We start from the raw sequence: 23,525 nt of genomic DNA, 5'->3' as shown, positions 1-23,525 counted from the left end.
CGCTCAGCGCCGCCCGGGGACGGGCAGGCCGAGGTGGTCGCGCAGGGTCGTCCCGGTGTACTCGGTGCGGAACACCCCGCGTTCCTGGAGCAGCGGCACCACCTGGTCGACGAAGTCGTCCAGGCCGCCCGGGGTGAGGTGCGGGACGAGGATGAAGCCGTCCGCCGCGTCGTTCTGCACATAGGCGTCGAGCTGCTCGGCGACCGCCGCCGGGGTGCCGATGAAGGACTGCCGGCCGGTCACCTCGATCACCAGCTCGCGGCTGCTGAGCCGCTTCTCGGCGGCGACCGCGCGCCACCGGGCGGCGATCTCCAGCGGGTCCCCGATCCTGGTCCGGCCCTGGACGACGGTGCTGTCGACCACCGGGTCGGCGGTGGGCAGCGGGCCGTCCGGGTCGTGGTCGGACAGGTCGATGCCCCAGACCTGCTCCAGGTAGGCGAGGGCGGTCCGCGGTCCGACCTGGGCGCGGCGGATCTCGGCGGCCCGCTCGGTCGCCTCCTCGTCGGTGTCGCCCAGGACGTAGGTGACCCCGGGCATGATCTTCAGCTCGTCCGGCTTGCGCCCGTACGCGGCCAGCCGGCGCTTGACGTCGGTGTGGAAGGCCTGGCCGGCGGTGAGGGTCGAGTGCCGGCTGAAGATGATGTCGGCGGTGGCGGCGGCGAACTCCCGGCCCTCGTCGGAGTCCCCGGCCTGGATCACCACCGGGTGGCCCTGCGGCGGGCGCGGCAGCGACAGCCGGCCCTCGACGTCGAACTGCGGGCCGCTGTGCCGGACCAGCCCGCCGTCCCAGAACTCCCGTGCCAGCTGGACGAACTCGGCGGCCCGGGTGTACCGGTCGGCGCGGTCGAGGAAGCCGCCGCGGCGGAAGTTCTCGCCGGTGAAGGCGTCCGAGGAGGTGACCACGTTCCAGGCCGCCCGGCCGCCGGAGAGGTGGTCGAGCGACGCGAACCGGCGGGCCAGCTCGTACGGCTCGTTGAAGGTCGCGTTGACGGTGGCGGCCAGGCCGAGGTGGGTGGTGACGGCGGCCAGCGCGCCGAGCACGGTGATCGACTCGGGCCGGCCGACCACGTCCAGGTCGTGGATCAGGCCGTTGACCTCGCGCAGCCGCAGGCCCTCGGCGAGGAAGAAGAAGTCGAACCGGCCGCGCTCGGCGGTCTCCGCGAGGTGGCGGAAGGAGGCGAACTCGATCTGGCTGCGGGACGCCGGGTCGGTCCAGACCGTGGTGTTGTTGACGCCGGGGAAGTGCGCGGCGAGGTGGATCTGCTTCAGCGGTCGGTCCGTCATCGGGTCACCTCGGCGTGGGCGGCGGCGGTCGCCGTGGGAACGGCGGGAGCGGGAGTGGCGGGGGCGTACCGGTTGGCCGGGCGGGCCAGGCCGAGGTGGTCGCGCAGGGTGGTGCCGGTGTAGCCGGTGCGGAACAGGCCGCGCTCGCGCAGGGCCGGGACGACGTGGTCGGCCACCGCGGCGAGGTCCCGGGCCGGGTCGGCGGGGACGAGGTGGAAGCCGTCGACGCCGCCGCCGCCCTCGGTGACCTCCCTGATCAGCGCGCTGATCGAGGGGCCGTCGGGGAGGTCCGCGGTGAGCCGGGCGAGGATCCGCAGGCCCTCGCCCGCCCGCAGCCGCAGTTCGGTGGCGGCGGTCAGCCGGGCCGCCGGGCCGGGGGCGTCCAGCAGGACGACGTCCGCGTACCGGGCGGCCGTCTCCACCCGGGCCCGGCCGCCGGCGGGGGCGTCCGGGGCGAGGTCGGCGGCGGAGACCGGGACGGCGATCACCGGTCGGCCCTGGGGCGGCCGAGGGGTGATGGAGGGGCCGCGGACCGAGAAGTGCGGGCCCGTGAAGTCGATGTAGTGCAGCTTGTCCCGGTCGATGAACCGGCCGGTGGCCACGTCGCGGATCTCCGCGTCGTCCTCCCAACTGTCCCAGAGCCGCGCGGCGACCTCGGCGGCGTCGGCCGCCTCCGCCCAGAGCTCGTCGGCCGGGGCGACGCCCTTGCGCCCGAAGGCCCGGGCCTGCGCCTCGGTGTCGGAGATCCCGATCAGCCAGCCGGCCCGGCCCTCGCTCACCCAGTCCAGGGTGTTGACCGATATCGAGGTGTGGAACGGCTCGGTGTGCGTGGTGGTGACGGTCGGGACCAGGCCGAGCCCCCGGGTCAGCGGCGCGAGCCGGGCGAAGGTGGCGAGGGCGTCGAGCCGGTGCGGCTCGGGTGCGTAGGAGTCGTCGAGGGTGACGAAGTCGAGCGCGGCGCGCTCGGCGTGGCGGGCGAGGGCGGTGAAGTGCCCGGCGTCGAAGCGGCCGGGGCTGTCGACGGCGGCGGACAGGTGCAACTGGCGCGGCATGGCGTGGCCTTGACTTTCCTCGTGCGTGCGCGGCTTCATCTTCGGTTCGCGCACGGGACGCAGCTGGGTACGTGGCGGTGGCCCGGGTACGGGCCGACACGAGAGGCGGGGAAGCGGGGGCCGGGGCGCGGCGGGAGGTCAGCCGGGCGGCGGCGGGGGGAACGGACGGGTCAGGCGCAACACGCGGCCGACCACACACGACCGAAGTCGATGTGGCAGCGGCTGACCAGGATGCGCGGCGCGTTCACCGCCTCAGTTGACCAGCGCGGTCGCCGGTTCGTCAACCGTCGTCCCACCGGCCGGGCGGTGGCCGCGGGCCGGACCGGGACGCGCGACGGCCCCGCCCCGCCGCTCGGGGGAGCGAGCGGCGGGGCGGGGCCGTGGGGTGGTGCGGGTCGTTCCTCGGCGTCAGGCCTTGGTGACGTCCTCGATCTCCTCGTCGTCCTCGCGACCGGGGGTCTTGAGGTTGAACTTGACGATCGCGAAGCGGAACAGGAAGTAGTACAGCGCCCCGAACACGAGACCCAGCGGGATGATCATCCACGGGTCGGTGGCCTTGTTCCACGCCAGCAGGTAGTCGATCAGACCACCGGAGAAGGTGAAGCCGTCGTGCACGCCGAGCGCCCAGGTGACGGCCATCGAGACGGCGGTCAGCAGCGCGTGGATCACGTACAGGACCGGGGCGATGAAGACGAAGGAGAACTCGATCGGCTCGGTGACACCGGTCACGAAGGAGGTCAGCGCCAGCGAGAGCATCATGCCGGTGACGGCCTTGCGGCGGTGCGGCTTGGCGGTGTGGGCGATGGCGAACGCGGCGGCCGGCAGGGCGAACATCATGATCGGGAAGAAGCCCGACATGAACTGTCCGGCGGTCGGGTCACCGGCGAAGAAGCGGGTCAGGTCGCCGTGCACGACGGTGCCGTCGGGCTTGGTGAAGTCACCGGTCTGGAACCAGGCGTAGGAGTTCACGAACTGGTGCATGCCGACCGGCAGCAGACCGCGGTTGACCAGGCCGAACGCACCGGCACCGAACGCGCCGGCACCGATCAGGGAGTCGTTCAGGCTCTTGATGGCGTCGCCGATCGGGCCCCAGGTCAGGGCGAAGACCACACCGACGGCGGTGCCGACGAAGGCCATGATGATCGGGACCAGGCGGCGGCCGTTGAAGAAGCCGAGCCAGTCGACCAGCCGGGTGCGGTGGTACTTCTGCCACAGCACGGCCGAGAGCAGACCGATCACGATGCCGCCGAGCACGCCCGGGTTCTGGTACGTGGCGGCCGCGTCCTTGCCGGGCAGGACCTGGGCCTCGGTGACCGGGAACGCGGTCAGCACGTTCTTGTACACCAGGAAGCCGACGAGGGCCGCGAGCGCGGTGGAGCCGTCGGCCTTCTTGGCGAAGCCGATCGCGATGCCCACCGCGAACAGCAGCGGCAGGTTGTCGAAGACGGCGCCACCGGCGGTGTTGAACACCGCGGCGACCTTGTCCCAGCCGAGGCCGTCCTTGCCGAACACGTCGTCCTGGCCGAGCCGCAGCAGCAGACCGGCGGCGGGGAGAACGGCGATGGGCAGCTGGAGGCTGCGGCCGATCTTCTGCAGACCCTGCAGCAGGTTCTGGCCGAACTTCTTGGTGGGGCTTGGCGTGGCCGGAGCCGCGGCGGGCGCCGGTGCCTGCGCAGACTGACTCATGGGGGTGGGTTCCTAACGGCAGGGCGGGTCGGTCGGGGGGTAGGTGCACAGAGGGGCCGAACCGCGAACTGGTCTACACCACACGTGGTGTAGACCAGTTTTGTAGCACGGGTGGAGAAGGGGGGGAAGCCCTGAAAGCGGTGCTGGTGAGAAGCGCTATGAAATCGAAACCTACTTGCGGATCGACGATCATGATTACCCGCCGTGATTGGGATTTTGGCTATTTGCGCAACAAAAAGGCCGGGGCAACCCCCGGCGGGCCCGGCGACCCCCGGACGGACGGCCGGGAGGGCGGCGGCAGCGGGCGGGCGCGGGCGGCCGGACGCTCCCGCCGGGTGCCGTCCGCCGCCGGGCCGGGGGTCGCCGCGGGTGCCGGGCGGCCGGGGCGCGGCCGGTGCCGGGCTCGCGGCGAGGGGCCGGTGCGATGTGCCGGACCCCCCTGGATCCGCCGGGGGTATTCGCCGCCGCATTGCGACCGGACTCGGCGACCGCCCTCGCCGGCTCGGAGAAACCAAAGGCGAAGCCGGTGGGCGAGTACGGTGACGCATTGCCGCGCGGTGCGCCGCGCGGCGGCGGTGATCTTCCCCCCACCCGGGTCGCCGGCTTCGTCGGCGACCGCCCGTCCGGCCGCCGTCTGGGCGCCGCGGCCCTGTCCCGGCCGGGCCCCGGGCCGCCGGGCGCCGGGCGCCGGCCCGGCGCCCAGGCGGCGGCGGGACCGGCCACCGAATTTCCCGGACCGGTCCGGGAATGGTTTTCCGGCCGGGACCATCCTCCTTTTACCAATATGCCGAAGGCCCCCGGACCAAGGGTCCGAGGGCCTATTCCGGCGGGCGTCCGGTGACGCTCGGTTTATGCCTTGGTCACGTCCTCGACCTCGTCGTCGTCCTCGCGTCCGGGTGTTTTCATGTTGAATTTCACGATGATGAACCGGAAGAGCGCGTAGTACACGACGGCGAAGCAGAGCCCGATCGGGATGATCAGCCAGGGCTTGGTGGCCAGGCTCCAGTTGATCGCGTAGTCGATCAGGCCGGCCGAGAAGCTGAACCCGTCGTGCACCCCGAGCGCCCAGGTGATCGCCATCGAGGCGCCGGTCAGCAGCGCGTGCACCGCGTACAGCGCGGGCGCGACATAGGCGAAGGAGTACTCGATCGGTTCGGTGACGCCGGTCACGAAGGACGTCAGGCCGACCGAGAGCATTAGCCCGTAGATCTCCTTGCGGCGGTGCGGCTTGGCCGCGTGCGCCATCGCCAGCGCCGCCGCCGGCAGGGCGAACATCATGATCGGGAAGAAACCGGAGGTGAACTGGCCCGCCGTCGGGTCACCGGCCAGGAAGCGCGGGATGTCGCCGTGCACGACCATGCCGTCGGGCTTGGTGAAGTCGCCGAACTGGAACCAGACGAAGGTGTTCAGCAACTGGTGCATGCCGATCAGCAGCAGTACGCGGTTGGCCACGCCGAAGATGCCGGCGCCGCCCGCGTCCAGGTCGGCCAGCCACTGGCTCACGTCGTTGAAGGCGCGGCCGATCGGCGGCCACGCCCAGACCGCCAGCACCGCCAGCAGCATGCCGACCACGGCGGTGATCATCGGGACGAGCCGGCGGCCGTTGAAGAAGCCGAGCCAGTCGACCAGCCGGGTGCGGTGGTAGCGCACCCAGAGCCACGCCGACAGCAGGCCGATCAGGATGCCGCCCAGGACGCCCGGGTTCTGGTAGGTCGCGGCGGCCGACTTGGCCGAGGTGAAGTCCACGCACTGGTTGCCGACCAGGACGGTCGGCAGCTTGCAGTCCTCCGGGAAGGCGTGCAGCACGGCGTAGAAGACCAGGAAGCCCACCACGGCCGCCAGCGCCGTGGAGCCGTCCGCCTTCTTGGCCATGCCGATCGCGACCCCGATGCAGAACAGCAGCGGCAGGCCCAGCGAGGAGTCCAGCAGGGCGCCGCCGGCCGCCGCGAACACCTTGGCGACGTCGTCCCAGCCGAGGCCGTCCTTCCCGAACACGTCGGGCTGTCCGAGCCGGTTGAGGATGCCCGCCGCCGGCAGCACGGCGACCGGCAGCTGGAGCGAGCGGCCCATCTTCTGGAGTCCGCCGTAGAAGGTGTGCCACCACGTGGTCCGCGGGGCTGTGGCGCCTGCCGAACTCATCCTTCGCCCTCCGAGAGCAGTTGCCGAACGCTGGCCCCCTGGGGGACCCTCGGACGGGGCTCAGGAACACCCGGGGCGCTTCCTGCGTTTATCGGAGTACACATATATTGGTGTAGACCACTTTGGGAGGCAGGCCGCGCGCACCGGGGCAGAAGCCCCGCTGATCGTCATCCTCGGACGAAGATCCAGACCGTGCGCGCCGGAATGGGCCAAAAGTGGACTAACGTGGCAGATCGGTCCAACTCGGGTGATGCTGGTCGCGCTGCGGCGCAGCGCGACGGCAGCTGAACCCGCGTCAGCACCGACAGCGACGACCCCGGCCGGCGGCCGGGGCACCCCGCACAGCGCAGGACGGCACCCGGCAGAGCAGCCGACGGGCCGAGACAGAGGGAGAAATCAGATGGCCAGCAAGGCTGAGAAGATCGTCGCCGGTCTGGGCGGCATCGACAACATCGAAGAGGTCGAAGGCTGCATCACCCGCCTGCGTACCGAGGTGAAGGACGCCTCCCTCGTCGACGAGGCCGCGCTGAAGGCCGCCGGCGCCCACGGCGTCGTCAAGATGGGCACCGCGATCCAGGTCGTCATCGGCACCGACGCCGACCCGATCGCCGCCGACATCGAGGACATGATGTGAGCTGAGCCCACCAGGCTCGGCACCACCAGGCTCGGCACCACCCGGCCCGCCGCCCCCCGTGGACGGCGGGCCGGCGCCGTCCGGCGCACCGGGCACAACCGTTCGGGCACCCCGCCACAGGCCCGCCGGGCACCGCCGACGACCCGTCCGACCCTGCCGGAACCACCCGACCGGACCGACTACGCTCGGTGCCTATGTCACGCATCGACGGCCGCACCCCCGACCAGCTCCGCCCCATCACCATCGAGCGGGGCTGGAGCAAGCACGCCGAAGGCTCCGTCCTCATCTCCTACGGCGACACCAAGGTGCTGTGCACCGCCAGCGTCACCGAGGGCGTCCCGCGCTGGCGCAAGGGCAGCGGCGAGGGCTGGGTCACCGCCGAGTACTCCATGCTCCCGCGCGCCACCAACACCCGCGGCGACCGCGAGGCCGTCAAGGGCCGCATCGGCGGACGCACCCACGAGATCAGCCGCCTCATCGGCCGCTCGCTGCGCGCCGTCATCGACCACCGCGCCCTCGCCGAGAACACCATCGTCCTCGACTGCGACGTCCTCCAGGCCGACGGCGGCACCCGCACCGCCGCCATCACCGGCGCCTACGTCGCCCTCGCCGACGCCGTCTCCTGGGCCCGCGAGAAGAAGATCCTCCGCGCCAAGGGCCAGCCCATCACCGGCGGCGTCAGCGCCGTCAGCGTCGGCATCATCGACGGCGTCCCGATGCTCGACCTCCGCTACGAGGAGGACGTCCGCGCCGAGACCGACATGAACATCGTCTGCACCTCCGACGGCCGCTTCGTCGAGGTCCAGGGCACCGCCGAGGGCGCCCCCTTCGACCGCGCCCTGCTCGACCAGCTCCTGGACCTCGGCACCCTCGGCTGCGCCGAGCTGGACGAGATCCAGCGCAAGGCCCTGGAGGGCTGAGCCCACCACCGGTGCCCGAAGGGGCTCCGGCGCGTGGCCGAACCGCGACACCAGCGCTGTACAGGCCGGGCCCGGAGCCCTTACGGTTCCCGCAGCACCCCGTTGTGGGAACCGCGCACCCCCGGGGGCGCGTCATTCCGTTCCGGAACCCGCGCACCCAGGAGGACCGGATGCCCCAGAGCATCGCCCGCCCCGCCACCCTCGCCGTGGCCGGCCTGATCGCCATCCTCCCGCTCAGCGCGGTCAGTTGCTCGGCCGCCCAGAAGGCGCTCGACTGCGGCAACACGGCGGTCCGCATCACCGGGGACATCAGCGACGTCACCACCGCCTTCAACAACGCCAGCAACGACTCGGCCGCCGCCGGCCAGGCCCTGCAGAAGCTCAAGAACGACCTCGACGACCTCGGCAAGAACTCCAAGAACACCGACGTCGCCAAGGCCATCACCGACCTCAACACCCAGGTCGGCAAGGTCCAGCAGGCCATCAACGACAAGCAGGCCCCCGACCTGAAGCCGCTCGGCGACGCCGCCGGCAACCTCACCCAGGTCTGCACCGGCTGACGTCCGGTTAGGGTGGGTTCATGCCCACCCGTCTGATTCTCGCCACCCGCAACCTGAACAAGGTCGCCGAGCTCCGCGCCATCCTCGGCGAGGCCGGCCTCGACGTCGAACTGGTCGGCGCCGACGCCTACCCGGAGATCCCGGACGTCCGCGAGACCGGCGTCACCTTCGCCGAGAACTCGCTGCTCAAGGCGCACGCCCTCGCGCAGGCCACCGGCCTGCCCGCGGTCGCCGACGACTCCGGCCTCTGCGTCGACGTCCTCGGCGGCGCCCCCGGCATCTTCTCCGCCCGCTGGGCCGGCAAGCACGGCGACGACCGCGCCAACCTGGACCTGCTGCTGGCCCAGCTCGGCGACATCGCCCCGGAGCACCGCGGCGCCCACTTCTTCTGCGCCGCCGCCCTGGCCCTCCCGGACGGCACCGAGCGCGTCGTCGAGGGCCGCCTCCTCGGCACCCTGCGGACGGCCCCGGCCGGCGAGGGCGGCTTCGGCTACGACCCGATCCTGGAGCCCCTGGGCGAGACCCGCACCTGCGCCGAACTGACGGCGGCGGAGAAGAACGCCATCAGCCACCGCGGCAAGGCCTTCCGCGCCCTGGCCCCGGTCCTGAAGGACCTGCTGGGCTGACGGGTCATCGATAACGACGAAGGCCCACCCGGGAGATCATTCCGGGTGGGCCTTCGATTCAAAGGCTGGTGCGGCCTGAGGGACTCGAACCCTCACGGGATTTCTCCCACTGGATCCTAAGTCCAGCGCGACTGCCAGTTCCGCCAAGGCCGCATGGCCTCCAGTCTAGGGGTTTGCGCGGCCTTCGGGCACAGCCGTTTCTCCCTCGGTGCGGTCGGGTGCGGGCTTCGCGCGCCTGTTCTTGTTGCGCCCGCAGTACGTGGGGGTGACGGCATGGCAGTTCGGGCAGAGCAGCCGGAGGTTGTCGGGGCGGTTGTCGGACCAGTCCCCGTTGATGTGGTCCACCTCCAACGTGAGCGGGCGGCCCCGCCACTCCGGCCCGGTGCCGCAGGACTCGCACGACTCCGGCCGGCCGAGCTCCGAAAGGGCCTGGCGGATGCGCACTCCCGGAAGCCGCTTGGCCTCCGAGGGGCGCTGGACGAGGAGTTGTTCGGCCGGGATCCTGCTGGGGAACCGCTTCCCGCGGCTGTGGGCCTGCCCGGTGAAGTGCGAGGTGTCGATGCCGAACGCCTTGATCCGGCGGCCGATGTGCGCCTGGGTGCCCCCGGCTTGGCGCTGGCCGAGGTGGCGCACCACGCCCGCCACGCTGTACGAGGCCGAGACCGCCTCCTGGAGGAGCTCGCGGGTGTAGACGGTTCCGGTCGGGCGGAAGTGCGACGTGTCGATCGCGAACTCGGTCAGCCTGCGTCGCAGGTACTTGCGGCTTTCCCGGTTCGGCTCCCTCCCCAGGGCGGCCAGCATCTCGTCGAGTGAGGCGGCGGCTGCCGCGGTGGTCGCCAGCAGCTCACGGGTGTACTTGACCGGCATGGTCGTCCCCCTTCGGGCCTGTGTGCGCCCGTCCCCCGTGGGGGCGAACGAGTGGGGGGCGGGGTGGTTACGGGGTCACCACCAGTACGTCGGGTAGGTGCGGCGGGTGAGGCGGGCGGCGGCGAGGCCGGTGGCGGTGAGCAGCAGGGTGGCGAGGAGCAGGAGGGGGAGGAAGCGGGTCGGGTCGGGGGCGGTGAGGGTGACGATGACGGCGGTGGCGGCCGCGGGGGAGTGGGGGGTGCGGGCGAGGGTCATGGCGCCGAGGGCGAGGCCGCCGGCGAGGGCGGCGGACCAGTAGGCGGGGGTGGTGGCGGCGAGGACGGCGTAGCCGGTGAGGGCGGAGACGAGTTGGCCGCCGATGACGCTGCGGGGTTGGGCGAGGGGGAGGGCGGGGGCGCCGGCGATGAGGGCCATGGAGGCGGCGAGCGGGGGGATGAGGAGGGGTTGGCGGGTGAGGGTGCCGAGGGCGGCGAGGGTGAGCAGGGCGGTGACGGCGGTGGCGGTGGAGGTGAGGACGGCGGTGGGGGCGGGTCGGGCGGGGGCTTGGCTGGAAAGGGGCATGGCGAAGGCGATTCCTAACGCTTGGGACGGCGGGTAAGCGTTAGTCTGCGGGCTTTGACTAACTGGTGGCAAGTGGCGTTACCGTTAGGCATGGGCATGGGCATGGTGGAGCGTGGCGCGGTGGACGAGATGCCGGTCGGCGGCGAGCATCTCGCGCTGGATCTGGTGAACAGCACCTTCGTGCGGGGTGGTCTGCGCGGGCATCTGGTGGACGTTCTGGTGGAGCCGTCGGACCTGGCGGTCTGGGTGGACCGGCACGCCGTCGAGCTGGACCTGGCGAGCGTCCCGGCCGGGGAGCCGGGGCCGGCGGAGCTGGCGGCGTTCCTGGAGCTGCGCGGGGCCCTGCGGGCGGTGCTGACGGCGGTGGTGGCGGGTGAGCCGGCGGGGGCGGCGGACGTGGCGGTGGTGAACGCGGCGGTGCGGGCGGCGCCGGGGTGGGTGGAGCTGGGGCCGGGGGCGGCCGCGCGGGGGGTGCACCGGACGGCCGCGGGGGAGCGTGGGGCGGTGCTGCTGGGGCGGGTGGCGCAGGCGGCGGTGGAGTTGCTGACGGGGGGTCGGCGGGAGCTGGTGCGGGCCTGTCCGGCGCCGGGCTGCATCCTGTTCTTCCTGCAGCGGCACGCGCGTCGGGCGTGGTGTTCGACGGCCTGCGGGACGCGGGTCCGGGTGGCCCGGCACGGTCGTCGGCATGCGGACGGCTGACCGACGGGTATCAGCCGTTCGACCGGTGTTGTTGGGGAATTGATTACCAATTGGTACAGACCTATTGACCTTTGTGGTTCAGACCACATAGCTTCAGCGCCAATCTGCATTCCCCCACGTGCGTGCTCCCCCACAGGCATGCGCCGACACTCTCTCCCGGAGGACCGAGTGTTGATCCGAAGCACGGCCGAGCGGCGTCCCACCGCTGCCCGGCATTCCAAGAACCCGGCCGCCCGGGCGGGCATGGCCTCGCTGGCGGTCGCCGGCCTGGCCGGCCTGCTGATGGCGACGCTGGGTGCGGCGCCCTCGCAGGCGTCCGCCACCGTCGACAACGCGGCCTGTCGGCCGGACGGCATGTACCAGACGCCCGGGGTGGACGTCCCGTACTGCAGCGTCTACGACACCGAGGGCCGCGAGAAGATGGGCGCGGACCACCAGCGCCGCGTCATCGGCTACTTCACCGGCTGGCGCACCGGCAAGGACGGGACCCCGCCCTACCTGGTGAGCGACATCCCCTGGGACAAGGTCACCCACCTGAACTACGCGTTCGGGCACGTCGGCAGCGACAACAAGATCTCGGTCGGCACCGACAACGACAAGAACGAGGCGACCGGGATCTCCTTCCCGGGCGTGCCCGGCGCCGAGCTGGACCCGTCGCTGCCCTACAAGGGCCACTTCAACCTGCTGACGAAGTTCAAGAAGCAGCACCCGAACGTCAAGACCATGATCTCGGTGGGCGGCTGGACCGAGACCGGCGGGTACTTCGGCGACGACGGCAAGCGCGTCAACTCCGGCGGCTTCTACTCGTTGACGGTCAACCCGGACGGCAGCGTCAACCAGGCGGGCATCGACGCCTTCGCCAACTCCTCGGTCGACTTCATCAAGAAGTACGGCTTCAACGGCGTCGACGTCGACTACGAGTACCCGACCTCGATGAAGGACGCGGGCAACCCGCTGGACTGGCAGCTCGCCAACGGCAAGCGGGCCTCGCTGGCCAAGGGCTACGCGGCGCTGATGAAGACGCTGCGCGAGAAGCTGGACCGGGCCGGCGCCGCCGACGGCAAGCACTACCTGCTCTCGGTCGCGGCCCCGTCGTCCGGTTACCTGCTGCGCGGCATGGAGACCTTCCAGATCGCGCAGTACCTGGACTATGTCAACATCATGTCGTACGACCTGCACGGCGCCTGGAACAAGTACGTCGGCCCGAACGCCTCGCTGTTCGACGACGGCAAGGACGGCGAGCTGGCGGCGGCCAACGTGTACGGCACCGGCCAGTACGGCGGCATCGGCTACCTGAACGCCGACTGGTCGTACCACTACTTCCGCGGCTCGATGCCGGGCGGCCGGATCAACGTCGGCCTGCCGTACTACACCCGCGGGTTCAAGAACGTCACCGGCGGGACCAACGGCCTCTGGGGCACCGCGTCCGCGACCACCTGCCCGGTGGGCGCCGGGCTGACCTCGTGCGGTGACGGCGCGGTCGGCATCGACAACATCTGGAACGACAAGGACGACGCGGGCAAGGAGTCCCCGGCGGGCTCGAACCCGATGTGGCACGCGAAGAACCTGGAGAAGGGCATCGTGCCCGACTACCTCTCCAAGTACGGCGTGACCGACACCGCCCTGCAGGGCACCTACACCCGCAACTACAGCTCCACCCTGGTGGCGCCGTGGCTGTGGAACGACACCAAGAAGGTGTTCCTCTCCACCGAGGACGAGCAGTCGGTGGCCGCCAAGGCGGACTACATCGTCAACCAGGGCGCCGGCGGCGCGATGATCTGGGAGCTCGCGGGCGACTACAAGTGGGACGCGGCGGCCAACGGCGGCAAGGGCCAGTACGTGCCCGGCTCGACGCTGACCTCGCTGATGTACGACAAGTTCAAGGCGGCCTCGCCGTACAACGCGACCCGCTCGACGATCGCGCTGCCGCAGCAGACCCTGCCGGTCGACGTGTCGTTCACCAACTTCGCGCTGGGCGACTCGAACTACCCGATCAACCCGAAGATCCACATCGTCAACAACTCGACGCTGACCCTGCCGGGCGGCACCGAGTTCCAGTTCGACTACGGCAACTCGGCCCCGGGCAACGCCAAGGACCAGTCCGGCTTCGGGCTGACCGTCATCAAGCAGGACAACCCCGGTCCGGGCAACGTGGGCGGCCTCAAGGGCACCTACAACCGCGTCTCGGTGAAGCTGCCGGGCTGGCAGTCGCTGGCGCCGGGCGCCTCGGTGGACCTGGACTTCGTCTACTACCTGCCGGTCTCGACGCCGTCGAACTGGACGGTCAACGTCGCCGGCACGCTGTACGGCCTGAAGGGCGACCTGACCCGCGGCAGCACGGGCGGCGGCACCGCGACGCCGACCGCGACGCCGACGGTCACCCCGACCGTGACGCCCACGGTCACGCCGACCGTGACGCCCACCGTGACCCCGACGGTCACGCCCACGGTGACGCCGACCGCCACGCCGACCGTGACGCCCACGGTGACCCCGACCGCGACCCCGACCTCGGGTGCCTGCACGGGCGCGCCGGGCTGGGACGCGGGCACCACCTACGCGTCCACCACCAAGGTGTCCTGGAAGGGGCACTACTACCAGAACAAGTGGTGGACCAAGGGCGACGACCCCAGTGCCAGTGGCTCGTGGGGTGTCTGGAGCGACCTCGGGGCCTGCTGATCGGTCGATCCGATGAGCGTGGCTCGCTGAGGTGAGAGACGCGGTGGCGGTGCACCCGGTCGGGGGGTGCGCCGCCACCGCTTCGTTTCCGCCCCCGCGGGGGCGGCTGTCAGGCCGCCTCGACCTTGAGGTCGCGCAGCAGCTTGGCGACGTGGCCGGTGGCCTTGACGTTGTACAGGGCGTGCTCGACCTTGCCGTGCTCGTCGACGATCACGGTGGAGCGGATCACACCGGTGACGGTCTTGCCGTACAGCTTCTTCTCGCCGAACGCGCCGTAGGCCTCCAGCACCTTCTTCTCCGGGTCGGAGAGCAGGGTGACCTTGAGGTCCTCGGCCTCGCGGAACTTGCCCAGCTTCTCCGGCTTGTCCGGCGAGATGCCGATGACGTCGTACCCGGCGCCCGCGAAGGCCTCCAGGTTGTCGGTGAAGTCGCAGGCCTGCTTCGTGCAGCCGGGGGTGAGCGCGGCGGGGTAGAAGTAGACGATCACCTTCCGGCCGAGGTGGCCGGCGAGGGACACCTGGTTGCCGTCGGCGTCGGACAGGCTGAAGGCGGGTGCGGTGTCGCCGGGCTGGAGACGCTCACTCACGGGGGACTCTCCTGGTGCGTGGACGGGTGGTCGTACCACGGTCAACTTACCTCCGATGGTGGGTGGGGCCGCGCGGGCCGGGGCGGCAGCTGACAAACTGGGTCAGTCGCACAGGACAACATCAGTGAATTGGGGTGGCCCGAGTGGGCGAGGCGAGCACGAAGGACAAGTCGGCGCGGACGACGGCTCAGATCGAGGCGGACATCACCCGCACCCGCACCCAGCTGGCCGCGACCCTGGACGAGCTCGCCATGCGCGTCCACCCGAGCACCATCACGGCCCAGGTCAAGGCGAAGGCCGTGGCCTCCGTGGAGGAGAAGGCCGGCCGGGTGTACGTGGCGGCCAGCGGGCTGGTCGAGCAGGCCAGGGCGCAGTTCGTGGACGAGAAGGGGCAGCCGCGCAAGGAGCGGATCGTGCCCGCCGCGCTGGTCGGCGTGGGCCTGGCGCTGCTGGTCGCCTCGGCCCGCAAGCGCCGCAAGGGCTGAGCGGCGGGGTCCTGCCGGGCCGGGTGCCACCGCACCCGGCCCGCCGGATGCCGGTCCGGGGTCACGCGGGGCGCCGCGGAGCGGTACCTTCGGGGTCGTGAGTACGAACGACGAACCGAACCGGCGGACCACCTCCCCCGAGCAGGACCCGCCGCGCCACGACCGGCTGGGCGAGAAGCTGCCGATCAAGATGCTGCACGACCGCGTCCTGGTGAAGACCGAGGGCAGCGAGGGCGAGCGCCGCTCGACCGGCGGCATCCTCATCCCGGCCACCGCGGAGCTCAGCAAAAGGTGCACCTGGGCCGAGGCCGTCGCGGTGGGCCAGAGCGTCCGCTCGGTGGAGCCCGGTGACCGCGTGCTGTACGACCCGGAGGACAAGCTGGAGGTCGAGGTCCGCGGCGCCACCTACGTGCTGCTGCGCGAGCGGGACCTGCACGCGGTGGCCGCGATGCGCTTCGGCGACGCGGAGGGCTCGACCGGGCTGTACCTCTGAGGGTCCGGGCGGGCGCCCCGCGAGGGCTTTCCGGGCGGGTCGGCGCGCCGAGGGCGCGGCGGCCCGCCTCGTCGTGTCCGGGCGGTTGTCGGGGGCCGGCAGTAGGGTCCGGGCATGAGCAGCGGTGTGCCTTCGGGCGGAGTGCCTTCGATCGGTGACGACCAGCGCCGGGCCCGGGTCGGGCGGCGGCACCTGCTGGCGCGGGCCGAGCGGGCGGCGCGGGTGGAGGAGGTGGCGGACGCGGTCGTCGGGCTGCACGCCACGGACGCGGCGACGGTCTACCTGTCGGCCTGCGCGCGGCTGGCGGAGCCGTCGGCGGCGGAGGTCGAGCGGGCGCTGTACGAGGACGTCTCGCTGGTGAAGCTGCTGTCGATGCGGCGCACCCTCTTCGCGGTGACGGAGGAGTTCGCCCCGTACGTCAGCTCCGCGGCGGCGCGGGCGATCGCGGTCAAGGAGCGGGCCACGCTGGTGAAGCACCTGCGGGAGTTCGCCGAGGGGTGGGACGAGCCGCGGCTGGCCGCGACGGAGCGGGCCGTGCTGGCGGCGCTGGCCGTGCGGGGCGAGGCGACGACGTCCGAACTCGCCGAGGACGTAACGGCGTTGCGCGAGACGATGCTGATGGCGCAGGGCAAGCCGTACGAGGCCCGGCAGAGCGTCGGCAGCCGGCTGCTGCGGCTGCTGGCCTCGGACGGGCACGTGCGGCGCTCCCGGCCGCGCGGTTCGTGGCTGAGCAGCAGCTATCCGTGGGCGCCGGTGCCGCAGTGGCCGGACGTGCCGGTGCGGGAGGCGAAGGCCGAGGTGGTCCGGCGCTGGCTGGCGGCGTACGGTCCGGCGACGGTCGAGGACGTGAAGTGGTGGACGGGCTGGACACTGGGGGACACCCGCAGGGCGCTGGGGGACGTCGGCGCGGTGGAGGTGGCGCTGGCCGGCGCGGTGGCGGCCCTGGTGCTGCCGGGGGACGACGGGCCGGTGGCGGAGCCGGAGCCGTGGGCGGCGCTGCTGCCGGCGCTGGATCCGACGGTGATGGGCTGGCGCGGGCGGGACTGGTACCTGCGGCCCGAGGACGTGCCGGCGCTGTTCGACCGGGCGGGCAACGCCGGGCCGACGCTCTGGTGGTGCGGCCGGGTGGTCGGCGGCTGGGCGCAGCGCCCCGGCGGTGAGCTGGTGTGGCGGTTCCTGGCGGACGCCGGGGCCGAGGCGCGGGCGGCGGTCGAGGTGGAGGCGGCGCGGTTGGCGGGCTGGTTGGGCCCGGTGCGGGTGACGCCGCGGTTCCGGACGCCGCTGGAGCGGGAGCTGGTGTCCTGAGGTCCCGAGGTCCTGGGGGCGCCGATAGGGGGCTCTGGGCGCCGGGCGCTACGGGGCCTGTCCGGCGGGGTGTCCGTCGGCCGGTGCGGGGGGCTGGGCGGTGGCCGGGCGGGTCGGCGGGGTGCTGGTGTCGCCGGCCGGGGGCGGGGTGCTCGGGGGCGCGGTCGGGGTGTGCGTCGGCCGCGGCGGCGCGGTGGGTCGGTTGGTGGGCGCGGGCGGCTGTTCCGGGGTGCCGGTCGGGGCGGGGGCCTCGGGGCTGGGCGCCGGCGCCGTCTCGGTGGGCCGGCCGCTGGGGCTGGGCGGGGCGGGGGCGGACGGCGTCGGGGTGTGCGTCGGCGCGGTGGTGGCGGTGGCCGTGGCGCTGGGCGACGGCGACGGGGAGGGTGAGCCGCTGCCGGTCGGCCCGCCGGTCTGGGTGGTGCCGCGGCCGGTCTGGAGGTCGAAGCGCTGGACGTCGGTGCCGTCGAGGGCGTCGGCCATGTAGGCCGTCCAGATCCGGGTGGGGAAGGCGCCGCCGTTGATCCGTTCGTAGCCGGCGGTGCCGGACAGCGGCTCCTTGGCGTGGGTCTTCGGGTTCTCCCGGAACAGGCCGACGGTGGTGGCGAGTTCGGGGGTGAAGCCGGCGAACCAGGCGGAGAGGTTGGAGTCGGTGGTGCCGGTCTTGCCGGCGGCGGGGCGGCCGAGGTCGAGGGCGGCGGCGCCGGTGCCGCGGGTGCTGACGACGTCGCGCAGGACGTCGGTGACGGCGTCGGCGGCGCCCCGGTCGAGGGCGCTGGTGGGGACGTGTTCAGGCATCTTGGGGACGTCGATGGCGCCGCCGGAGTTGACGCGTTCGAGTTTGCCGACCGACCAGGGGGCGTACGTCTGGCCGTGGTTGGCGAGGCCGGCGTAGGCGCCGGCCAGGTTGAGGGCGCTGGGGGTGGCGGTGCCGAGCGTCATCGAGGTGTTGGCCGGGTCCATGCCGGGGACGTTGTCGGGGATGCCGAGCCGGACGGCGGTGTCGCGGACGTGGGCGAGTCCGGCGTCGACGCCCTCCTGGGCGTACACCGAGTTGACGGACTTCACCATGGCGTAGCGCAGGGTGATGCTGCCGTAGTCGATGCCGTCCTCGTTGGGCGGGGCGTACGGGGTGGGGCCGCCGGTGACGGGGCGTTCGCTGGTGCCGTCGTAGCGGGTCTCGGTGGTGATCGGGCGGCCGTCGCCGCTGCTGCGGCCGGAGGTGAGGCCGGCGGCGAGGTCGAAGGCCTTGAAGGTGGAGCCGATCTGGTTGTCCTGGCGCAGGACGTCGTTGTAGGGCTGCTTGGCGTAGTCGGGGCCGCCGTAGACGGCGACGACCCGGCCGGTGGCGGGTTCGACGGAGGCGCCGGCGACCCGGACGTCGGTGTCGGTGGCGGGCCGGGCCACGGGGTCGAGTTCGGCGGTGAGTTCCTGCTGGACGGCCTGGACGAAGGCGTCCTGGCGGGGCTTGTCGAAGGTGGTGGTGATGCGCCAGCCGCCGGACTTGAGGGTGGCGGCGTCGATGATGCCGGCGGAGACGAGGTAGTCGTCGGCGACGCCGACCAGGTAGCCGGACTGGCCCTTGAGCCCGGTGGCGGGCTGGGGGTCGATCGGGTCGGGGAAGGTGGTGGCGGCGCGGTCGGCCGGGCTGAGGAAGCCGAGTTGGACCATGCCGTCGAGGGTGTAGTTCCAGCGGGCGACGGCCTTCTCGCGGTTGGCGGGGGTGGCGGTCTTGACGTCGTAGGCGCTGGGGGCCTGGAGCAGCGCGGCGAGGTAGGCGCCCTGGGGGAGGGTGAGGCGGGAGACGTCGGTGCCGTAGTAGGCGTGGGCGGCGCTCTGGATGCCGTAGGCGCCCCGGCCGAAGTAGCTGCTGTTGAGGTACCCGGTGAGGATCTGGTCCTTGCTGCGCTGCTGGTCGACCTTGAGCGCGATGAAGAGTTCGCGGCCCTTGCGCTCGATGGTCTGGTCCTGCGTCAGGTAGTAGTTCTTGACGTACTGCTGGGTGATGGTGGAGCCGCCCTGGGTGCCGCGTCCGGTGAGGGTGTTCCAGCCGGCCCGGACCATGCCCTTCAGGTCGATGCCGCCGTTGCGGTAGAAGGTGCGGTCCTCGGCGGAGACGACGGCGTGCCGGGTGTCGAGCGGGATCTGGTCGATCGTGACGTCGGTGCGGTTCACGGCGCCGGTGCGGGCGATCTCGGTGGTGCCGTCGGCGTAGAGGTAGATGTTGTTCTGGGCGACGGCGTGGGCGTTGGCGTCGGGCACGGGGACGATGAGGTAGAGCACGGCGAAGGAGCCGACGGCGAGCAGCAGGGTCGCGGTGAGCGCGCCGAGGGTGACCCGCCAGGTGGGCAGGAGCCGGCGCCACAGCGGCTTGGCGCGGCGGGCTTCGCGGCGGGCGGCCCGTCTGGCGCTGCGCCGGGTGCTGTGGTCTGCCCTCAAGGTCATGCCGCGATTATGTGCTATTTGACCCGTGATCAGGCGTTGGAATAACCGGGTGCGCGGGAAGATCGCCGGAGGTACGGTGAAAGGTGCGAACCACATAGCGCACCCAGTTCGGGCAGCTCCGCCCGCCTGACCCGGCACCCCCGGGTGGGGCCGGCCGGGGCCGGTCCGCGTGCGCCGGTGTCCCCGGGGACACCTGCCCGCTCCTATGTGTCGACAAGGAGACAATATGTCGAACGCTCTTCCCGCCGAGTCGCGGTTCCGACACCCTCCCGATCCCGGTCCCCGTGGTGCTCCACATCCCGCGGGCGCCGCAGGCGGTCCGGGCGCCGCGGTGGCGCTCTACCTCGCCATCGCCCGCGGAGCCTTCCGCCGCTACGCCACCTACCGGGCCGCCACCCTGGCCGGGGCCTTCACCAACACCGTCTTCGGCTTCATCCTCGCCTACACCTTCGTCGCCCTCTGGCAGGCCCGGCCCGGCCTCGGCGGCTACGACCAGAGCGCCGCCGTCACCTACATCTGGGTCAGCCAGGCGCTGCTGGTCACCGTCGCGGTCTGGGGCGGCGGCTTCCAGGACGACGTCCAGGACCGGTTCCGCAGCGGCGACATCGCCATCGACCTCTACCGCCCGGTGGACTTCCAGGGCTGGTGGCTGGCCACCGACCTCGGCCGGGCCGGCTACCACCTGCTCGCCCGCGGCACCCTGCCGATGCTGGCGGGGGCGCTGGTCTTCCGGGTCCGGCTGCCCGAACACCCGCTGACCTGGCTGTACTTCCTGCTGTCGGTGCTGCTCGCGGTGGTGGTCAGCTTCGGGCTGCGCTTCCTCGTCTCGCTCACCGGCTTCTGGCTGCACGACTCGGAGGGGGTGCGCTCGGTGATGCTGGTGGTGTCGATGTTCTTCTCCGGGATGCTGCTGCCGCTGGCGCTCTTCCCCGGCCTGCTCGGCGAGATCGCGCCGGTGCTGCCGTGGGCCGCGCTGATCCAGGTGCCGACCGACGTTTTCCTGGAGCGCTCGACCGGGGCCGCGCTGCTCGGTGCGCTCGGCTTCCAACTCGCCTGGGGCCTCGGGCTGGTCCTCCTCGGCCGGGGCGTCCAGCTGCTCGCGACCCGCAAGGTGGTGGTCCAGGGTGGCTGAGCCGGCCCTCGCCCGCGCCGCGGCCCCGCCCGCCGGAGGCGACCCGCTCCCGAACGACCCGCTCCCCACCGGTCCGCTCCCGACCGAGCGGGGCCTGCTCGCCCGGACCCGCTGGGCGCTGCGCGCCTGGTGGCTCACCGCCGCGATGTGGACCAGGGCGACGATGTCCTACCGGGCGTCCTTCGTGCTGATGCTCGTCGCCAACCTGGTGATCACCTTCCTCGACTTCGTCGTGGTGATCCTGATGTTCCGGCACACCGACCGGCTCGGCGGCTGGACGCTGCCCGAGCTCGGCTTCCTCTACGGCACCTCGGGCTTCGCGCTCGGCATGGCCAACCTGCTGGTCGGCAGCGTCGACGGCCTGGGCCAGCGGATCCGGGCGGGCACGCTGGACACCATGCTGATCCGGCCCGCCCCGGCGCTGGCCCAGGTCTGCGCCGAGCGCTTCTCGCTGCGCCGGATCGGCCGGCCGGTGCAGGCGGTCGGGGTGCTGGCCTGGTCGCTGGCCGCCCTGGACGTCGACTGGACCTGGGACCGGGTGCTGCTCGTCCCGTCCCTGCTGGTCTGCGGCACGGCGATCTTCGCCGCGGTGTTCGTGGGCTTCGCCACCCTCCAGTTCTGGTGGGGCGAGGCCAAGGAGATCCAGAACGCCTTCACCTACGGCGGCGCCACCGTGCTGCACTACCCGCCGACCGTCTTCGCCAAGGAGCTGGTGGCGGGCACCGTGTTCGGCGTCCCGCTGGCCTTCGTCAACTGGCTGCCCGCGCTGCGGATCCTCGACCGGCCCGACCCGCTCGGCCTGCCGACCGCCTTCCAGTACGCCTCGCCGATCGCCGCCGTCCTCGCGCTGGTGGCGGCCGGGCTGGCCTGGCGCGCCGGGCTGCGGGCCTACCGCGGCACCGGCAGCTGACCCGGCCCCGAACCCCCTCCGAAAGCAGGACTCCCATGGCACTGATCGAACTCGACGACGTCCGCCGCACCTTCACCGTCCGCGCCAAGGCCGGCCGGCTGAAGCGCGAGAAGCGCGAGGTCCGCGCGGTGGACGGGCTGAGCTTCACGGTGGAGGCCGGTGAATGCGTCGGCTACATCGGCCCGAACGGCGCGGGCAAGTCCACCACCATCAAGATGCTCACCGGCATCCTGGTGCCCTCCGGCGGCCGGCTGCGCGTCGCCGGCGTCGACCCGGCCCGGGAGCGCGTCGCGCTGGCCCGCCGGATCGGCGTCGTCTTCGGGCAGCGCACCACGCTCTGGTGGGACCTCCCGCTCCGGGACTCCTACGAGCTGGCCCGCCGGATCTACCGCATCCCCGAGCACCGATACCGGGCCAACCTCCGACGCTGCGTCGAACTGCTCGACCTCGGCGCCCTGCTGGACACCCCGGTGCGCCAGCTCTCGCTCGGCCAGCGGATGCGCGGGGACCTGGCGGCGGCGCTGCTGCACGACCCGCAGGTGCTCTACCTGGACGAGCCCACCATCGGGCTGGACGTGGTGAGCAAGGGCCGGGTGCGCGACTTCCTGCGCGAGGTCAACCGCGACGAGGGCACCACCGTGCTGCTCACCACCCACGATCTCACCGACATCGAGCAGCTCTGCGGCCGGGTCATGGTGATCGACCACGGCCGGGTCGTCTACGACGGCGGCCTGGAGGGGCTGCACGCGGCGGGCGACAGCGAGCGGACCCTGGTCGTCGACCTCGCCGAGGCGCGGCCGCCGATCGAGGTGCCCGGCGCCCGGGTGGTGAAGGTCGACGGGCCGCGGCAGTGGCTGGCCTTCCCGGCCCAGCAGAGCGCCGCCCCGATCGTCGCCGCGGTCGCCGACCGGTACCCGATGGTCGACCTGTCGGTCCGCGAGCCGGCCATCGAGGACGTGATCGCCCGGATGTACGCGGAGGTCGCGATCGGCTGACCGGCCCCGGCGCGGCGGGCGTGCGTCCGGTCCGGTGGCCGGGCCGGGCGCACGGCGTTCCCACGGCGGGGGCGCGTCTTTGTGGGGCGCGCCCTCCGCATGCGCCGGCAACGGGCAGACTGGCGGGGTGAGTGACGATGCCTTCAGCGGGACCGGGCCCGGGGTCCGGTTCACCGCGGCCGACGAGGAGAAGAGACGCGGCGTCCGCCGGATGAAGACCATCGCGACCGGCCTGCTGGCCTTCGCGACCCTGGTCTTCGCCCTGGCCACCTGGGCGAAGGCGGCCGGTGCCGGCGCCTGGGCGGGCTACCTGGCCGCCGCCGCCGAGGCGGGCATGGTCGGCGCGCTCGCCGACTGGTTCGCGGTGACCGCGCTCTTCCGCCGTCCGTTCGGCCTGCCGATCCCGCACACCGCGATCATCCCGACCAAGAAGGACGCCTTCGGCAAGTCGCTCGGCGACTTCGTCGGCGACAACTTCCTCTCCGGCCAGGTGGTGCGCGGCCGGCTCGCCGCGCTCGGCATCGCCCGCCGGCTGGGGGAGTGGCTGGCCGCGCCCGGCAGCGCCGAGCGGGTCACCAAGGAGGCGTCGGCCGCGCTGCGCGGCGTCCTCGCGGTGCTGCGCGACGACGACGTCCAGGCGGTCGTCGGCGAGGCGGTGACCAGGCGGGCCGCCGCCACCTCGGTCGCCGAGCCGATGGGCCGGATGCTCGGCAGGGTGGTCGCCGACGGCGGCCACCACGGCGTGGTCGACCTGATCGCCGTCCGGGTGCACGACTGGCTGACCGAGAACCACGAGGAGGTGGTCCAGCGGGTCACCCAGAAGACCCCGGGCTGGACGCCGAGGTTCCTCGACCACCAGGTCGGCGAGCGGGTCTACAAGGAGCTGATGCGGTTCGTCACCGACATCCGGGACGACCCGCACCACGCCGCGCGCGGCGCCGTCGACAACTTCCTCGCCGACTTCGCCACCGAACTGCAGAGCGACCGGGAGACCATCGCCCGGGTCGAGCGGGCCAAGGCCGACCTGCTGGTCCGCCCCGAGGTGCAGGAGCTCATCGCCTCCACCTGGGCCGCCGTCCGCGCCCTGGTGCTGACCGCGGCCGAGGACGAGGACAGCGAGCTGCGCCGGCGCATCCGTGACGGCGTGCGCGACTTCGGCGCGCGCCTGGCGACCGAGCCGAAGCTCCAGGCCAAGGTGGACGGCTGGCTCCAGGACGCCGCCCAGTACCTCGTCGACACCTACCGCGCGGAGATCACCTCGCTGATCTCCGAGACCGTGGCCGGCTGGGACGCGGACGACGCGTCCCGCAAGATCGAGGCCAACGTCGGTCGTGACCTGCAGTTCATCCGGATCAACGGGACCGTGGTCGGAGCGCTGGCCGGACTGCTCATCCACACCGTGGCGGTGGCCCTCGGAGGGTGAGCCACCTGTGCTTATCCTTGCGGACACAGCTTGATACGCGTGTAGAGAAG

General features: G+C 72.4%; 21 protein-coding genes and 1 tRNA gene. 13 read left to right on the top strand and 9 right to left on the bottom strand.

From position 1 onward, the window contains the following. Positions 1-3 precede the first annotated feature (3 nt). The 4 genes from ABT263_RS24325 to ABT263_RS24310 form a co-directional block, all read right to left on the bottom strand. A complete protein-coding gene (locus ABT263_RS24325; RefSeq protein ID WP_352293189.1) occupies positions 4-1,284 on the bottom strand; it encodes an LLM class flavin-dependent oxidoreductase in 1,281 nt (426 codons plus the stop codon). Then, entirely contained in the window at positions 1,281-2,336 is a 1,056-nt protein-coding gene (locus ABT263_RS24320) for an LLM class flavin-dependent oxidoreductase (RefSeq protein WP_352293187.1), read from the bottom strand. Before ABT263_RS24320 ends, ABT263_RS24325 begins: the two co-directional genes overlap by 4 nt. Positions 2,337-2,744: 408 nt before the next feature. Continuing rightward, positions 2,745-4,022, bottom strand: coding sequence for a PTS transporter subunit EIIC (locus ABT263_RS24315; protein WP_329487827.1), 1,278 nt, complete (start codon positions 4,020-4,022; stop codon positions 2,745-2,747). 849 nt (positions 4,023-4,871) lie between these two features. After that, positions 4,872-6,161, bottom strand: a complete 1,290-nt coding sequence (locus tag ABT263_RS24310; RefSeq protein WP_352293185.1) for a PTS transporter subunit EIIC — start codon at positions 6,159-6,161, stop codon at positions 4,872-4,874. Between the two features lie 400 nt (positions 6,162-6,561). Here ABT263_RS24310 and ABT263_RS24305 point away from each other — a divergent pair, with 400 nt between their 5' ends. The 4 genes from ABT263_RS24305 to rdgB all read left to right on the top strand — a co-directional run bounded on the left by ABT263_RS24305 (position 6,562) and on the right by rdgB (position 8,901). Next, a complete protein-coding gene (locus ABT263_RS24305; protein ID WP_030060521.1) occupies positions 6,562-6,795 on the top strand; it encodes a PTS sugar transporter subunit IIB in 234 nt (77 codons plus the stop codon). 194 nt (positions 6,796-6,989) lie between these two features. Further along, a complete protein-coding gene (gene rph, locus ABT263_RS24300; RefSeq protein WP_352293183.1) occupies positions 6,990-7,715 on the top strand; it encodes a ribonuclease PH in 726 nt (241 codons plus the stop codon). A 170-nt stretch (positions 7,716-7,885) separates the two neighbouring features. Further along, positions 7,886-8,275: a hypothetical protein gene (locus ABT263_RS24295; RefSeq protein ID WP_329487824.1), complete on the top strand. Its 390-nt coding sequence runs from the start codon at positions 7,886-7,888 to the stop codon at positions 8,273-8,275. 20 nt (positions 8,276-8,295) lie between these two features. Beyond that, positions 8,296-8,901: an RdgB/HAM1 family non-canonical purine NTP pyrophosphatase gene (gene rdgB, locus ABT263_RS24290; protein ID WP_352293180.1), complete on the top strand. Its 606-nt coding sequence runs from the start codon at positions 8,296-8,298 to the stop codon at positions 8,899-8,901. Positions 8,902-8,967: 66 nt separating this feature from the next. Here the strand turns inward: rdgB and ABT263_RS24285 are convergent. The 3 genes from ABT263_RS24285 to ABT263_RS24275 all read right to left on the bottom strand — a co-directional run bounded on the left by ABT263_RS24285 (position 8,968) and on the right by ABT263_RS24275 (position 10,329). After that, positions 8,968-9,054, bottom strand: a tRNA-Leu gene (locus ABT263_RS24285). A gap of 12 nt (positions 9,055-9,066) precedes the next feature. Further along, a complete protein-coding gene (locus ABT263_RS24280) occupies positions 9,067-9,768 on the bottom strand; it encodes an HNH endonuclease signature motif containing protein (protein ID WP_352293178.1) in 702 nt (233 codons plus the stop codon). 75 nt (positions 9,769-9,843) lie between these two features. Continuing rightward, a complete protein-coding gene (locus ABT263_RS24275) occupies positions 9,844-10,329 on the bottom strand; it encodes an HPP family protein (RefSeq protein ID WP_329487821.1) in 486 nt (161 codons plus the stop codon). 72 nt (positions 10,330-10,401) lie between these two features. On the opposite strand from ABT263_RS24275, the gene ABT263_RS24270 reads away from it, so the two are divergent. Next, positions 10,402-11,028 carry a CGNR zinc finger domain-containing protein gene (locus tag ABT263_RS24270; protein ID WP_352293176.1) on the top strand — a complete coding sequence of 209 codons (627 nt, stop codon included), beginning with the start codon at positions 10,402-10,404 and terminating at the stop codon, positions 11,026-11,028. Positions 11,029-11,271: 243 nt separating this feature from the next. Further along, positions 11,272-13,704, top strand: a complete 2,433-nt coding sequence (locus ABT263_RS24265) for a chitinase C-terminal domain-containing protein (RefSeq protein ID WP_352293244.1) — start codon at positions 11,272-11,274, stop codon at positions 13,702-13,704. A 109-nt stretch (positions 13,705-13,813) separates the two neighbouring features. Here ABT263_RS24265 and bcp read toward each other — a convergent pair whose 3' ends face one another. After that, positions 13,814-14,290: a thioredoxin-dependent thiol peroxidase gene (gene bcp / locus ABT263_RS24260; protein ID WP_352293174.1), complete on the bottom strand. Its 477-nt coding sequence runs from the start codon at positions 14,288-14,290 to the stop codon at positions 13,814-13,816. Positions 14,291-14,433: 143 nt separating this feature from the next. Between bcp and ABT263_RS24255 the strand changes: the two genes are divergently transcribed. The 3 genes from ABT263_RS24255 to ABT263_RS24245 all read left to right on the top strand — a co-directional run bounded on the left by ABT263_RS24255 (position 14,434) and on the right by ABT263_RS24245 (position 16,573). Then, a complete protein-coding gene (locus ABT263_RS24255; RefSeq protein WP_352293172.1) occupies positions 14,434-14,775 on the top strand; it encodes a DUF3618 domain-containing protein in 342 nt (113 codons plus the stop codon). Between the two features lie 190 nt (positions 14,776-14,965). Next, positions 14,966-15,268 (top strand): GroES family chaperonin, encoded by a 303-nt coding sequence (locus ABT263_RS24250; protein WP_057237824.1) that lies wholly within the window; start codon positions 14,966-14,968, stop codon positions 15,266-15,268. 114 nt (positions 15,269-15,382) lie between these two features. Beyond that, positions 15,383-16,573, top strand: a complete 1,191-nt coding sequence (locus tag ABT263_RS24245; protein WP_352293170.1) for a winged helix DNA-binding domain-containing protein — start codon at positions 15,383-15,385, stop codon at positions 16,571-16,573. A gap of 48 nt (positions 16,574-16,621) precedes the next feature. On the opposite strand, the gene ABT263_RS24240 is transcribed toward ABT263_RS24245, so the two are convergent. Then, positions 16,622-19,015, bottom strand: a complete 2,394-nt coding sequence (locus ABT263_RS24240; protein ID WP_352293168.1) for a transglycosylase domain-containing protein — start codon at positions 19,013-19,015, stop codon at positions 16,622-16,624. A 331-nt stretch (positions 19,016-19,346) separates the two neighbouring features. On the opposite strand from ABT263_RS24240, the gene ABT263_RS24235 reads away from it, so the two are divergent. The 4 genes from ABT263_RS24235 (at position 19,347) to ABT263_RS24220 (ending at position 23,475) form a co-directional block, all read left to right on the top strand. Beyond that, positions 19,347-20,147 carry an ABC transporter permease gene (locus ABT263_RS24235; protein WP_352293166.1) on the top strand — a complete coding sequence of 267 codons (801 nt, stop codon included), beginning with the start codon at positions 19,347-19,349 and terminating at the stop codon, positions 20,145-20,147. Beyond that, positions 20,140-21,057 carry an ABC transporter permease gene (locus ABT263_RS24230; RefSeq protein ID WP_352293164.1) on the top strand — a complete coding sequence of 306 codons (918 nt, stop codon included), beginning with the start codon at positions 20,140-20,142 and terminating at the stop codon, positions 21,055-21,057. The genes ABT263_RS24235 and ABT263_RS24230 overlap by 8 nt, the downstream gene beginning before the upstream one ends. Before the next feature lie 35 nt (positions 21,058-21,092). Further along, positions 21,093-22,052 carry an ABC transporter ATP-binding protein gene (locus ABT263_RS24225; RefSeq protein ID WP_329487814.1) on the top strand — a complete coding sequence of 320 codons (960 nt, stop codon included), beginning with the start codon at positions 21,093-21,095 and terminating at the stop codon, positions 22,050-22,052. A 127-nt stretch (positions 22,053-22,179) separates the two neighbouring features. Further along, a complete protein-coding gene (locus tag ABT263_RS24220) occupies positions 22,180-23,475 on the top strand; it encodes a DUF445 domain-containing protein (RefSeq protein WP_329487813.1) in 1,296 nt (431 codons plus the stop codon). Positions 23,476-23,525 lie beyond the last annotated feature (50 nt).

Source organism: Kitasatospora sp. NPDC001603, assembly GCF_040298365.1.
Classification (GTDB): Bacteria; Actinomycetota; Actinomycetes; order Streptomycetales; family Streptomycetaceae; genus Kitasatospora.
This window is presented reverse-complemented; position numbering and strand designations above follow the sequence as displayed.

Bases quoted from the DNA above. Each gene is read 5' to 3' on its own strand.
- ABT263_RS24325 (WP_352293189.1), bottom strand. From the start codon at position 1,284: ATGACGGACCGACCGCTGAAGCAGATCCACCTCGCCGCGCACTTCCCC.
- ABT263_RS24320 (WP_352293187.1), bottom strand. From the start codon at position 2,336: ATGCCGCGCCAGTTGCACCTGTCCGCCGCCGTCGACAGCCCCGGCCGC.
- ABT263_RS24315 (WP_329487827.1), bottom strand. From the start codon at position 4,022: ATGAGTCAGTCTGCGCAGGCACCGGCGCCCGCCGCGGCTCCGGCCACG.
- ABT263_RS24310 (WP_352293185.1), bottom strand. From the start codon at position 6,161: ATGAGTTCGGCAGGCGCCACAGCCCCGCGGACCACGTGGTGGCACACC.
- ABT263_RS24305 (WP_030060521.1), top strand. From the start codon at position 6,562: ATGGCCAGCAAGGCTGAGAAGATCGTCGCCGGTCTGGGCGGCATCGAC.
- rph (WP_352293183.1), top strand. From the start codon at position 6,990: ATGTCACGCATCGACGGCCGCACCCCCGACCAGCTCCGCCCCATCACC.
- ABT263_RS24295 (WP_329487824.1), top strand. From the start codon at position 7,886: ATGCCCCAGAGCATCGCCCGCCCCGCCACCCTCGCCGTGGCCGGCCTG.
- rdgB (WP_352293180.1), top strand. From the start codon at position 8,296: ATGCCCACCCGTCTGATTCTCGCCACCCGCAACCTGAACAAGGTCGCC.
- ABT263_RS24280 (WP_352293178.1), bottom strand. From the start codon at position 9,768: ATGCCGGTCAAGTACACCCGTGAGCTGCTGGCGACCACCGCGGCAGCC.
- ABT263_RS24275 (WP_329487821.1), bottom strand. From the start codon at position 10,329: ATGCCCCTTTCCAGCCAAGCCCCCGCCCGACCCGCCCCCACCGCCGTC.
- ABT263_RS24265 (WP_352293244.1), top strand. From the start codon at position 11,272: ATGGCCTCGCTGGCGGTCGCCGGCCTGGCCGGCCTGCTGATGGCGACG.
- ABT263_RS24250 (WP_057237824.1), top strand. From the start codon at position 14,966: ATGCTGCACGACCGCGTCCTGGTGAAGACCGAGGGCAGCGAGGGCGAG.
- ABT263_RS24245 (WP_352293170.1), top strand. From the start codon at position 15,383: ATGAGCAGCGGTGTGCCTTCGGGCGGAGTGCCTTCGATCGGTGACGAC.
- ABT263_RS24240 (WP_352293168.1), bottom strand. From the start codon at position 19,015: ATGACCTTGAGGGCAGACCACAGCACCCGGCGCAGCGCCAGACGGGCC.
- ABT263_RS24225 (WP_329487814.1), top strand. From the start codon at position 21,093: ATGGCACTGATCGAACTCGACGACGTCCGCCGCACCTTCACCGTCCGC.